Below are 11,140 nucleotides of genomic sequence, written 5' to 3' on the forward strand. Positions count from 1 at the left end.
GTCAGCCGCGGCCGCGGGCCACGAGCTCGAGCTGCTCCCCGACGGTCAGCTCGGTGACCTCCTCCGGGACGATCGCGAGCGCGTTGACCTCGGCCAGCACCGCGAGCAGGTGGGTGCCCGACACCCCGAGCGGCTGGGCGAGCAGCTCCCCGCCGCCGTCCTCACGCAGCAGCCGGGCCGGGAGGTAGGAGCGTCTGCCGTACGGCGAGACGATCGGCGAGGTCAGCCGGGCGGTCCAGGTGCGGCGGTGCGGTTCCTGGCCGAGCGCGAGCCGGACCAGGGGACGCACGAACACCTCGAACAGCACGAGCGCGCTCGCGGGGTACGACGGGAAGAGGAACACCGGGACCGAGTCCGGTCCGAGCCGACCGTACCCCTGTGCGGACCCGGGGTGGATGGCGATCCTGGTGTCGTCGATCCCGCCGAGCTCGGACAGGCCGCTCTTGGCCTCGGCCGCCGCCGTGCCGCCGCCCACCCCGCACACCACGACGATCTCGCTGGCCGGCAGCAGGTCCTCCACAGCAGCCCGGATCTCGGCGGCACTGCCGCCGACGGTGCGTGCCCGGTTGGTCTCCGCCCCGGCCTCGCGGGCGGCGGCGACGAGCGCGTGCGAGCAGACGTCGGCCACCTGCCCGGACGCCGCCGACCGGCTCACCTCGACCAGCTCGTCGCCGACCGCGACGACCGACACCCGCGGGCGGGGGTGCACCAGCAGCTTGTCCCGGCCCGCCGCGGCGAGCATGGCGACCTGCGCCGACCCGACGATGTCGCCCTCGCGGACGGCGACGTCACCGGACTGGACATCCTCGCCGACCCGGCGGACGAACCCTGCCGACGGGACGCCACGGTGCACCGTCAGCCGGGCCGAGCCGGCGTCGGTCCAGCCCAGCGGCGCGACGGCGTCGGCCAGCGTGGGCAGCGGCGCCCCGGCCGCCACCCGGACCGCCTGTCCCGGCTGCAGCCGCAGCGGCTGACGGGACCCGGCGGCGATCTCGCCGACCACCGGGACGGTGATCGGACTGGCCTCGCTGGCTCCGGCGACGTCGACGCTGCGCACGGCGTAGCCGTCGATGGCCGCCTGGTCGAAGACCGGTAGCGGACGCGCCGCGACGACCTCCTCCGCGCTGCGCAGGCCCTGGGAGTCGGCGATCGCGACCCGGACCGGGGCGGGCCGCACGGCCACGTCCAGGATCCGGGTCAGGTGCTCGGTGACCGTTCGCACGTCACTCCTTCAGGCGGTCGTTCAGCCAGCCGCGCAGGCTCTCGCCGTACTCCGGATGGCCGAGCATGTGGTCCACGTAGGCGCGGACGTAGCCGGCCGGGTTACCCAGGTCGTGCCGGCCGCCGCGGTGGACGACCACGTGCACCGGGTGCCCCTCGTCGATCAGCACGGCGACGGCGTCGGTGAGCTGCAGCTCGCCGCCGGCACCGGGGGTGATCCGCTCCAGCGCGCCGAAGATCGCCCGGTCCAGCAGGTAGCGGCCGGCGGCGGCGTAGCTGGACGGGGCCTGGTCGGCGGGCGGCTTCTCGACCATGCCGTGCACCCACTTGACGTCGTCGTCATCGGTGTCGCTGACGTCGAAGACGCCGTAGGACGAGACCTGCTCGGGCGGGACGTCGAAGGCGCAGAGCACGCTGCCGCCGTGCTCGGCGCGCACCTGCGCCATCCGGGTCAGCACCCCGGTGGGGAACACCAGGTCGTCGGGCAGCAGGACGGCGACGGCCTCCTCGTCGTCGCCCAGCACCGGGCCTGCCTGGGCGACGGCGTGCCCGAGCCCCTTCGGCTCGTACTGGTAGACGGACTCCACGGCGAGCAGGTCGGGGGCGCGGCGGACCCGCTGCGCCAGCTCCTCCTTGCCCCGCGCCTCGAGGGTCTCGACCAGCTCGTCGTCGTGCCGGAAGTACGCCGCGACGGAGTCCTTGCCCGGTGAGGTGACGATCAGCAGCCGCTGGGCACCCGCCTCGGCGGCCTCGGCGGCCACCAGCTCGATCCCCGGTGTGTCGACGACGGGGAGCAGCTCCTTCGGCACGGCCTTCGTGGTCGGGAGGAATCGCGTGCCGAGACCGGCCGCGGGCACCACGGCGGTTCGGAACGCCCCGGCCGGGCTGGAGGTCTGCGCGCTCATGGTCGGCGAGCCTATCCACAGCACTACCCTGTAGCCGTGACGGCTCGCGCGGATGGCACCGACCGGTCCCCTGATCAGGGCGTGCCGGTCCGCGACGCCAAACGGCCGCTGCGGCGCCGGCTGCTCGACGCCCGCGCCGAGCGTTCCCCCGACGCCCGCGCCGCGGTCACCGCCGCGTTGATCGAGCACGTGCTCCCGCTCGCGGCCGGGTTTCGCGGGCCGGTCGCCTGCTACCTGCCGGTGGGCGCGGAGCCCGGTGCACTCGGATCCGGGACGGTCGCGCTCCCGGACGCGCTGCTCGCCGCCGGGCACGAGGTGCTCCTCCCGATCGTGCCCGCCGAGCCCGGGCCGCTGGACTGGACCCGCTACTCCGGCCGGGAGGATCTCGCCCCCGGCCCGCTCGGCATCCGCGAACCGGCCGGTGAGCGCCTCGGGCCGGGCGCGATCAGCTCCGCGGCGCTGGTGCTGGTCCCTGCGCTGGCCGTGGACCGCCGGGGGCTGCGCCTGGGCCGCGGCGGCGGCTACTACGACCGCACGCTGCCGCTCGTCGGGCCCGGCACCACGACCGCCGTACCGCTGCACGACGACGAGTTCCTCGACGAGATCCCGGCCGAGCCGCACGACGTCGCGGTCGGCGCGGTGGTGCTGCCGGGCACCGGCGTGGTGCACGTCTCGTCCCGATGACGGGTCCTGACCACACGGACGGGTCGGAGTCGCCGCGACGGCAGAGTATGCTGGCACTCGCAGCGGTGGAGTGCCAGCTGTCGAGTGCCTAGGCAGTCCGGAGGATGTTGTGCCGACCTACCAGTACGCCTGCACGGCGTGTGACCACCGCTTCGACGCAGTGCAGGCGTTCTCCGACGACGCCCTCACCACCTGCCCCGACTGCGAGGGCAAGCTGCGCAAGGTCTTCTCCTCGGTCGGCATCGTCTTCAAGGGCAGCGGTTTCTACCGCACCGACTCGCGGGCCGGCTCGGTGAACGGCGGCAACGGGTCGTCGGACTCGTCCTCGAACTCGACCTCGTCGGAGGGCTCGTCCTCCTCGTCGTCGTCCTCGGACTCCGCGAGCTCCTCGCCGGCGAAGTCGGACAGCGGTTCCTCGTCGTCCTCGTCGACGCCCGCCGCGTCCTCGTCATCGTCGTCCTCCTCGTCGTCGTCCTCGTCGTCGAAGGCCGCCGCTTCCTGACGCCGGTTCCGTCCACAAGTGGCGGAGTCGTCCACAGGCCCGTGATCGGGCCGGGCGGCCGCCCACTCCCGCCCTAGCGTCGAGGTGACGCCGGCGGAGGGGTGGACATGGACGACGAGGGAGGACGGCGGGCACGGCGCCCGTGGGACAGAGTGCTGCGTGGCCCGTCCTGGGCACGGGCGCTGCTCCTGCGCCGGCTGGCGGCCGCCGTCCTGGCCGTCGCGGCGCTGGTGGTGGCCGCGGCCCCCGATCCCGCCGACGAACGGGCCGCGGTGCTCGTCGCGGCCCGGGACCTCTCTCCCGGCGTCCCGCTGCGACCGGCGGACGTGACCGTCGCGGCCTGGCCGCCCGGTCTGGTGCCCGGTGGTGCGCTGCGCGCGGTCCCCGATGTCGACGGCCGGGCACCCGCCGGCCCGGTGCGGGCCGGCGAGCCCCTCACCGACCTGCGGCTGATCGGGCCCGAGCTCGCGGTGCGCGCCGGTGGCCCGGACGCGTCCGCGGTGCCGTTGCGGCCCGCAGACCCGGCCGTCGCGGCGCTGCTGTCCGCAGGCTCGCGGGTCGACGTGATCGCCGGCGGACCGGAGGGGCCGCGGGTGCTGGCTGCCCGGGCCGGGGTGGTCGCGGTGCTGCCACCCGCCCCCGGCGGTGTCGGCGCCGGGTCCGGTCCGGGACCGCTGGTCCTGGTGGCGCTGCCGGAGGCCGAGGCGACCGCCGTCGCCGCCGCGACGCTGGCCGGGGAGGTCACGGTGACGCTGCGCTGATCAGTCCCGCAGACACGTGCACGAGCGCGACGGACCGGGCGGCGGGTCCCGGGGTCTCAGCCCCCGTGGTGCGGTGGCCGGTTCTCGGTGAACCAGCGATCGGGGTCCCGGTCGTCGCGCTCCTCGGCGGAGCCGCCGTCGGAGCGCTCGTCGGCGGTGGTGGCCGGATCGTCGCCGAAGATCTCCTCGATCCGCCGGCGCAGCCGGTCCGCTGGGTCGCTCATACCGTCCATGGTGCCGTGCCCGCCGCGGCGGGTGTGCCGGGTGTCGATCCTGTTTCACCACACCGCGCAGCGGCCGCGGCGCCCCACGGCGGCGCCCTCCGGTGCCACCATGGGGCCAGGACTACAGAGGAGGACCGGTCATGGGTTTCCTGGACAAGGCCCGCGAAGCGGCGGAGAACGCCCTGGAGAAGGCGGCGCCGCACCTGGAAAAGGCGAAGGAGAAGGCCGGCCCGCACCTGGAGAAGGCCAAGGAGAAGGCGGGCCCGCTCGTGGAGAAGGCCGCCGGCAAGGTCGACCAGGCCACCGGCGGCAAGTACCACGACCAGATCGACGGGGTGAAGGGCAAGGTCGAGGGCGCGCTGGGCCACGGTGACGGAACGGTCCCGGGTGCCGGGACGCGCCCCGACGCCGTCCCGCCGGTGCCGCCGGTACCGCCGGGTGGCGACACGCTGAAGCCGCAGGGCAACCCGGCCGCCTCCCAGCCGCCGGCGACCCCGCCGGCGCCGCCGGGGGACGACCGGAAGGACGGTGGCGTCCCGCCGGTGCCGCCGCCGAACTGACCCCGCACGGCCGACGGGCCCCGGTGGAGTTCTTCCACCGGGGCCCGTCTGTCTGTGTGAACGGGTGGGTCAGCCTTCCAGGCCGGACAGCTCCGAGATCACGTGCGGGACCAGCGGCGTCAGGGTGGCCATGCCGTCACGCACCGCGGCGCGCGAGGCCGCCAGGTTGACCACCAGCGTGCTGCCGGAGACACCGACGACGCCGCGTGACACCCCGGCGTCCACCGCCCCCGCGGCCAGCCCGGAGGCACGGATCGCCTCGGCGATGCCGGGCACCGGCCGGTCCAGGACACCGGCGGTGGCGTCCGGTGTGACGTCGCGGGGCGAGACCCCGGTCCCGCCGACCGTCACCACCAGATCGACCCCGCCGATCACGGCGGTGTTCAGCGCGCTGCGGATCGCCACGACCTCGCCCGGGGCGGTCACCACGCCGTCGACGACGAGGTTCGCCTCCTCCAGTAGCTCGGTGACCAGCGGACCGGTGTTGTCCGAACGTTCACCGGCACTCACCCTGTCGTCGACGATCACCACGAGGGCACGGCCGATCTGCGGACCCGGCATCTCCATGGTCGTCACCCTATCGCCGGGACTGCCGCGATTCCGGGGAGGCCGTGCCGGCACGGGGAGGGGGAGCCCACACCGGCACGGCGCTCGACTGCATTCGGAGGGGCACCACCGAATACCGGTCCAGCCCACCACGACGATGTTTCACACGTCAACGAGGTGAGAGGCGCCACACCCCGCCCGACCTGACCGCCGGCGCTGCTCACTGCTCCCCGAGCGTCACCGGGACGGTCCGGTCCCGCAGCTGCAGCTCGACGGTGGCACCGGGCGGCTGCGACCGGACCGCTGCCTGCAGGTCGGTGCCGGAGGAGATCCGCTGGTCACCGAGTCGCACGACGAGGTCGTTCGGCCGCAGACCGGCCTTCTCGGCCGCGCCACCGGGAGTGACGGTCCGGACGACGGCACCGCCGAGCTGCGGGTCGTCGGAGACCTCGACGCCGAGGACCGCGTGCGTGGCCGGGCCGCCGGTACGGAGCTGGTCGGCGATCCGGCGGGCCTGGTTGACCGGGATCGAGAAGCCGACGCCGATCGACCCGCCGCCGGGGCCCGCCGTCGCGATCGCCGAGTTGATGCCGACCACCCGGCCCTGCATGTCGACCAGCGGGCCACCCGAGTTACCGGGGTTGATCGCCGCGTCGGTCTGGATCGCGTTGAGCACGGTGGAGGCGTTGCCCGCCTCGCCACCGACGCTCACCGCCCGGTCCAGGGCCGAGACGATGCCGGTGGTCACCGACCCGCCGAGCCCCAGCGGCGACCCGATCGCGGTGACCTGCTGACCGACCCGGACCCCGTCGGAGTTGCCCAGCTCGACCGGGGTGAGCCCGCCGAGCTGCACCCGGACCAGCGCGACGTCGGACTGCGGGTCCTGCCCGACGATCGACCCGACGGCGACCCGGCCGTCCTGCATCACCGCGCGCAGCGTCCCGCCGGAGGCTGCCGGCTCCACCACGTGGTTGTTGGTGAGGATCAGCCCGTCGTCGCTGATCACCATCCCGGATCCCTCGCCACGTCCGCCCGAGTTGCCTGCGCCGCCGTCGACACTGAGCTGCACCACGCTCGGGAGCACCCGGGCGGCGACGGCCTCGACCGGGGTCACGGGCAGGTCGGACTCGACCTCGGGCACCGGATCGGTGAGCACCCCGCCACCCGACGCCGAGGACCGGGCGATGTCGGTGCCGATCGCGCCACCGACGGCCCCGGCGACCAGCGCCAGGATCAGACCGCCCGCGACCAGCGCGATCGTCCGGCGTGACCGGCGCGGCGGCGGCGCTCCGACCTCGGCGGCGTAGAGGTGCTGCCCCGCACCGGCCTCCGGGTACGGCGCGGTGCCGGGATACGGCGACGCCCCGTACGCCCAGGGCGGGGGTGACGGCTGCGCATCCTGCGGCCCGGGTGCGCCGGGCGCGTGGCCGGCGGTCGCGGTGTCCCCGCCGGAGGTGGCGTCGCGCGCCCACGGGCTCATCGGGACCGTCCACCGGTCCGTCGGCGGGTCCTGGGTGGAGACGGCGTCGGCGTCGGGGCCGGTGTCGGGCGCCTCACGCCCGGCGGCGCCGCCGGGCGCGGACCCGTCCGGCGGCACGTCGTCCGCGGGGTCGCTCGGCACGGCACCACCCGCGGGCGTCCCGGCCTCGGCGGCGGGCGCCGCGCCGGGCTCAGCGGCGGGCTCGGCGGCGGGCGCGGCCTCCGCCGGCTGCTCCTGCTCCGCACCGTGGCTCCGGACGTCGGCGCCGGTGTCGCGGTCCGGCGTCTCCCGCCCGGTGTCACCGGCACCGGGCTCGGCCGGACGCGCAGCTCCCGTCGAGCCGGACCCGTCGGACGCCTCGTGGGTCCCGGTCCCCTCGTCGGGCGCGTTGTTCTGGGCCATGCGTCCACCGTCCGTCATGTCGCGTGCACGGTCCGCCGTCCCGGACCACCCCTCCAGGCTATGGGTCGGTGGGCTCCGCCACGTGTCGGCCCGGCAGCGCGATGGACAGCAGCGCCCCACCCTCGGGGGCGCGGCCCGCGCGGACCTCGCCACCGTGGCGCGCCACGGCCTGCGCCACGATCGAGAGCCCGAGCCCGGAGCCGGCCATCGTGCGGGACGTGTCGGCCCGGTAGAAGCGGTCGAACACGTGTGGCAGGTCCTCCGCGGTGATGCCGGAGCCGCTGTCGGCGACCTCCACGACCATCCACTGCGGCGAGATCGGCACCATCGACAGCCGCACGGTCCCGCCGGGCGGGCTCCACTTCACGGCGTTGTCGAGCAGGTTCAGCACGGCCCGTTCGAGGGCGCTGGCGTCGCCATCGAGCGTCCAGGGCGTGAGGTGGACGTCGAACCCGGTCTCCGTGGCGCGCCGGCGCACCCGGGCCAGCGCGCGCTCGACGATCTCGGTCAGCTCCAGGGCCTCGGTGGTCATCGTCGGGGTGTCGTCGCGGGCCAGCTCGACGAGGTCCCCGACCAGGTGCGTGAGCTCCTCGACCTGGGCCCGCACGTCGGTGAGCAGCTCCGCACGGTCCTCGGCGGGCAGTTCCGGGGCGTCCGGCCGGTCCGCGGCCGCGAGCAGCTCCAGGTTGGTGCGCAGCGAGGTCAGCGGGGTCCGCAGCTCGTGCCCGGCGTCGGCGACCAGGCGTCGCTGCTGCTCGCGGGACGCGGCCAGCGCGCCGAGCATGGCGTTGAAGCTGAGCGTCAGCCGGGCCAGCTCGTCGGACCCCGACACCGGGATCGGCCGCAGGTCACCGGTGGTGGCGACCCGCTCGGTGGCCGCGATGAGCCGCTGCACCGGCCGCAGCCCGGTGCGGGCGACGGCGACCCCGGCCAGCGCGGCCAGCACGACACCGCCGAGCCCGACCAGGGGCAGCGCCGTCCCCATCCGCGACACCACCCGCGTCATCGTGTCGAGCTGCTGGGCGATGACCAGGGCACGGCCGTCCCCGGCCTGCACCGCGACGATCCGGTACGGGATCCCGTCCATGACCTCGGTCCGCCCCGGCTGGGTGGGTCCGCCCTGGGCCACCGCCAGCTCCGGCTCACCGACCGGTGGCATCGACGTCGGGTCGGAGGAGGTCGCCAGGCCGGAGCCGTACACCAGCGCGATGTGCAGGTCGGCGGCCCCGAGGACGGCGGGCGGGAGCGCGGCCAGCAGTTGCGGGTTGCTCAGTTCGCTCTGCGCCGCGGCGTAGGCGCGCTGGCGGAGCGTCTCGTCGAGCGAACTGGTGAGGTTCTGCCGGACGACGAGGAACGCGGCCGACGACACGATCAGCACCATGGCCGCGGCCACCAGCGCGGCCAGCACGCCGATCCGGGCCCGGAGGGTGAACCGCTCGCGGTCCGGCGACCGGTCGCCGCGCAGCCGCCGCCACCACTGCTCGACCCGCTCCTCACCCTCGCTGAGCTGCTGCGAGCCGGTCACCCGGGAACCGGTCACGGTGGCGACTCCCGCAACACGTACCCGACACCGCGCACTGTGTGGATCAGCCGCGGTTCGCCGTCTGCCTCGGTCTTGCGGCGCAGGTAGCCGACGTAGACCTCCAGGGCGTTGCCGCTGGTCGGGAAGTCGTACCCCCACACCTGCTCGAGGATCTGGCCGCGGGTCAGCACCCGCCGGGGATGGGCGAGCAACAGCTCCAGCAGCGAGAACTCGGTGCGGGTCAGGCTGATCGGCCGCTCACCCCGGGACACCTCGCGGGTGTCGGGGTCCAGCGACAGGTCGGCGAAGGTCAGCACGGCGCTGCGCCGCTCGCCGTCACCGGCCGGTTCGATGACCCGCCGTCGCAGCAGCGCACGCAGCCGGGCGAGCAGTTCCTCCAGCGCGAACGGCTTGGGCAGGTAGTCGTCCGCGCCCGCGTCGAGCCCGGCGACCCGGTCGGACACCGCGTCCCGTGCGGTCAGCACGAGGATCGGCAGGTCGTCGCCCGCGCTGCGCAGCCGCCTGCAGACCTCGAGCCCGTCGACCCGCGGCATCATCACGTCGAGGACGAGCGCGTCCGGCCGGTCGGTGAGCAGCCGGTCCAGCGCGGCCTGCCCGTCCTCGGCGAGCTCGACCTGATAGCCGTTGAAGGCCAGCGATCGGCGCAGCGAGTCCCGGACCGCCTTGTCGTCGTCGACGACCAGAATGCGCATGCCCCCCAGTCTCACCCAGCGGGCTGAGAGGGATCTGAGTGGACCCGTCGCCGGGACGCCTGGCGGGCGGCGGGCGTGGGTACCCGAGGGGCGTGAGCGACGAACTCGAGTTCTTCTTCGACCCGATCTGCCCGTTCTGCTGGGTCACCTCGCGCTGGGTGGTGGAGGTGGGCCGGCAGCGCGAGATCGCCGTGAGCTGGCGGCCGCTGCCGCTGGCGATCCTCAACGAGGGCATCTCCTACGAGGAGCGCCGGCAGGTCTCCGAGGCGTACCCGGAGTCGCACCAGCGGGGCCTGGAGATGCTGCGGGTGATCGACGCGGCCGTCGAGAAGCACGGTCCGGAGGTGGCCGGTGATCTCTACACCGGTTTCGGCGAGCTGGTGTGGGAGACCCCGGCGCCCGACGGCGAGGGGTTCGACCCGGTCATGCAGGTGATGGCCCGCCGGCGCGACCTGCGTCCGGTGCTGGAGCGCTTCGGGCTCGATCCCGCCCTCGCCGACGCCGCGTCCGACACGTCGCGCGACCCGGGCCTGCGCAAGAACGTGGACGAGGTGCGGGCCCGCTGCGGCGACGACGTCGGCACGCCGATCCTGTCGTTCACCCCGCCGGACGGTCCGGCCCTGTTCGGCCCGGTGATCGACACCGTGCCGTTCGGCGACGACGCGCTGCGGCTGTGGGACGCGACGTACACCCTCGCCACCTGGCCCGGGTTCGCCGAGCTCAAGCGCGGGCTGCGGTCGTTCCCGGACACCCCGTTGACCGCCCGGATCGCCCACGGCGAGACCACGGTGCGGTGACCCCTGGTTCACTGGCGCCGTGACCGACGCGGGCGCTCCCGGCTTCTCCAACCGGACCGGCCGCCCGCCCGGCCGGCTGATCACGCTCGCGTCCCGGTTCGTGCCCGGCATCCGGCGGATGCAGGAGCAGATCGAGCCGTACGCGGCGTTCTGGGAGCGGCGCAACCGCGACGAGCTCGCCCGGAGCGGGCCGCTGTGCGTGGTGCTCGGCGACTCGCTGGCCCAGGGTGTCGGCGCGAGCACGCCGGAGTCCGGCTGGGTCGGGCGGCTGCTGCCCCTGCTGGCCGGGTGGCGGCTGGTGAACCTGTCCCAGTACGGCGCCCGGGTCGAGGACGTCCTGGACCTGCAGCTCCCCGCCGCGCTGCGGCTGCGCCCGCGCCTGGTGCTCTGCCTCGTCGGGTCGAACGACCTGATGCAGCCCAGGCACCAGGACGGCGTCGGTGACCGCTACGCGCGGCTGCTCGATCAGCTGCCGCGCGGGGCCGTGATCGGCAACCAGCCCGGGACCTACGCGGCGGCGCTGCAGGTCAACGGCCTGATCGACGACGCCGTCGAGCGTCGCGGGCTGGTGCTCGCCGAGCTGCGGGACGCGCGGACCCGGCACTGGCACGGCAAGCTCGCCTCGGACCGGTTCCACCCGAACGACCGTGGTCACGCCGCGATCGCCGAGGTCTTCGGCGAGGCGCTACGGCGCCGGTGATCCCCCCGCACCGACCCGCTCGATCCGGACATCCCTCTCGAACGTGACCTGTTCAACATCATCCATGTGCATCTTGCCGCGCTGTCGCGGACTACTTAGGGTCAACAAGCCTCATCTAGGCGA

13 protein-coding genes are annotated in these 11,140 nt (G+C 74.8%); 5 read left to right on the top strand and 8 right to left on the bottom strand.

From position 1 onward, the window contains the following. Window position 1: 1 nt before the first annotated feature. Together glp and JOF36_RS33320 are read right to left on the bottom strand one after the other, a co-directional pair. The gene (gene glp / locus JOF36_RS33315) at window positions 2-1,222 is read right to left on the bottom strand and encodes a molybdotransferase-like divisome protein Glp (protein ID WP_210034664.1); all 1,221 of its coding nucleotides are present in this window, start codon (window positions 1,220-1,222) and stop codon (window positions 2-4) included. A 1-nt stretch (window position 1,223) separates the two neighbouring features. Then, window positions 1,224-2,126 (bottom strand): UTP--glucose-1-phosphate uridylyltransferase, encoded by a 903-nt coding sequence (locus tag JOF36_RS33320; RefSeq protein WP_210034665.1) that lies wholly within the window; start codon window positions 2,124-2,126, stop codon window positions 1,224-1,226. Between the two features lie 36 nt (window positions 2,127-2,162). On the opposite strand from JOF36_RS33320, the gene JOF36_RS33325 reads away from it, so the two are divergent. Next, window positions 2,163-2,810: a 5-formyltetrahydrofolate cyclo-ligase gene (locus tag JOF36_RS33325; protein ID WP_307862715.1), complete on the top strand. Its 648-nt coding sequence runs from the start codon at window positions 2,163-2,165 to the stop codon at window positions 2,808-2,810. Between the two features lie 264 nt (window positions 2,811-3,074). On the opposite strand, the gene JOF36_RS41170 is transcribed toward JOF36_RS33325, so the two are convergent. Next, entirely contained in the window at window positions 3,075-3,347 is a 273-nt protein-coding gene (locus JOF36_RS41170) for a hypothetical protein (RefSeq protein WP_307862775.1), read from the bottom strand. Between the two features lie 72 nt (window positions 3,348-3,419). Here JOF36_RS41170 and JOF36_RS33335 point away from each other — a divergent pair, with 72 nt between their 5' ends. Then, entirely contained in the window at window positions 3,420-4,073 is a 654-nt protein-coding gene (locus JOF36_RS33335; RefSeq protein WP_210034667.1) for an SAF domain-containing protein, read from the top strand. 56 nt (window positions 4,074-4,129) lie between these two features. On the opposite strand, the gene JOF36_RS33340 is transcribed toward JOF36_RS33335, so the two are convergent. After that, window positions 4,130-4,297, bottom strand: a complete 168-nt coding sequence (locus JOF36_RS33340; RefSeq protein ID WP_210034669.1) for a hypothetical protein — start codon at window positions 4,295-4,297, stop codon at window positions 4,130-4,132. A gap of 140 nt (window positions 4,298-4,437) precedes the next feature. On the opposite strand from JOF36_RS33340, the gene JOF36_RS33345 reads away from it, so the two are divergent. Continuing rightward, window positions 4,438-4,857: an antitoxin gene (locus tag JOF36_RS33345; RefSeq protein ID WP_210034671.1), complete on the top strand. Its 420-nt coding sequence runs from the start codon at window positions 4,438-4,440 to the stop codon at window positions 4,855-4,857. A 69-nt stretch (window positions 4,858-4,926) separates the two neighbouring features. Here JOF36_RS33345 and JOF36_RS33350 read toward each other — a convergent pair whose 3' ends face one another. The 4 genes from JOF36_RS33350 to JOF36_RS33365 all read right to left on the bottom strand — a co-directional run bounded on the left by JOF36_RS33350 (window position 4,927) and on the right by JOF36_RS33365 (window position 9,520). Then, entirely contained in the window at window positions 4,927-5,418 is a 492-nt protein-coding gene (locus JOF36_RS33350) for a MogA/MoaB family molybdenum cofactor biosynthesis protein (RefSeq protein WP_210036418.1), read from the bottom strand. 205 nt (window positions 5,419-5,623) lie between these two features. Beyond that, window positions 5,624-7,285 (bottom strand): trypsin-like peptidase domain-containing protein, encoded by a 1,662-nt coding sequence (locus tag JOF36_RS33355; RefSeq protein WP_210034673.1) that lies wholly within the window; start codon window positions 7,283-7,285, stop codon window positions 5,624-5,626. 58 nt (window positions 7,286-7,343) lie between these two features. After that, window positions 7,344-8,825, bottom strand: coding sequence for a sensor histidine kinase (locus JOF36_RS33360; RefSeq protein ID WP_210034675.1), 1,482 nt, complete (start codon window positions 8,823-8,825; stop codon window positions 7,344-7,346). Beyond that, the gene (locus JOF36_RS33365) at window positions 8,822-9,520 is read right to left on the bottom strand and encodes a response regulator transcription factor (protein ID WP_210034676.1); all 699 of its coding nucleotides are present in this window, start codon (window positions 9,518-9,520) and stop codon (window positions 8,822-8,824) included. The genes JOF36_RS33360 and JOF36_RS33365 overlap by 4 nt, the downstream gene beginning before the upstream one ends. Before the next feature lie 92 nt (window positions 9,521-9,612). Between JOF36_RS33365 and JOF36_RS33370 the strand changes: the two genes are divergently transcribed. Further along, window positions 9,613-10,317 (top strand): mycothiol-dependent nitroreductase Rv2466c family protein, encoded by a 705-nt coding sequence (locus JOF36_RS33370; RefSeq protein WP_210034677.1) that lies wholly within the window; start codon window positions 9,613-9,615, stop codon window positions 10,315-10,317. Between the two features lie 19 nt (window positions 10,318-10,336). Continuing rightward, complete coding sequence (locus JOF36_RS33375) at window positions 10,337-11,017, top strand: SGNH/GDSL hydrolase family protein (protein WP_210034678.1); 681 nt, start codon at window positions 10,337-10,339, stop codon at window positions 11,015-11,017. The last annotated feature ends 123 nt before the right edge of the window (window positions 11,018-11,140 follow it).

It is taken from the genome of Pseudonocardia parietis, from assembly GCF_017876315.1.
In the GTDB taxonomy this organism is placed as follows: domain Bacteria; phylum Actinomycetota; class Actinomycetes; order Mycobacteriales; family Pseudonocardiaceae; genus Pseudonocardia; species Pseudonocardia parietis.

Coding starts and splice junctions, on each gene's coding strand:
- JOF36_RS33320 (WP_210034665.1), bottom strand. CDS start 2,126: ATGAGCGCGCAGACCTCCAGCCCGGCCGGGGCGTTCCGAACCGCCGTG.
- JOF36_RS33335 (WP_210034667.1), top strand. CDS start 3,420: ATGGACGACGAGGGAGGACGGCGGGCACGGCGCCCGTGGGACAGAGTG.
- JOF36_RS33340 (WP_210034669.1), bottom strand. CDS start 4,297: ATGAGCGACCCAGCGGACCGGCTGCGCCGGCGGATCGAGGAGATCTTC.
- JOF36_RS33345 (WP_210034671.1), top strand. CDS start 4,438: ATGGGTTTCCTGGACAAGGCCCGCGAAGCGGCGGAGAACGCCCTGGAG.
- JOF36_RS33350 (WP_210036418.1), bottom strand. CDS start 5,418: ATGCCGGGTCCGCAGATCGGCCGTGCCCTCGTGGTGATCGTCGACGAC.
- JOF36_RS33355 (WP_210034673.1), bottom strand. CDS start 7,285: ATGGCCCAGAACAACGCGCCCGACGAGGGGACCGGGACCCACGAGGCG.
- JOF36_RS33365 (WP_210034676.1), bottom strand. CDS start 9,520: ATGCGCATTCTGGTCGTCGACGACGACAAGGCGGTCCGGGACTCGCTG.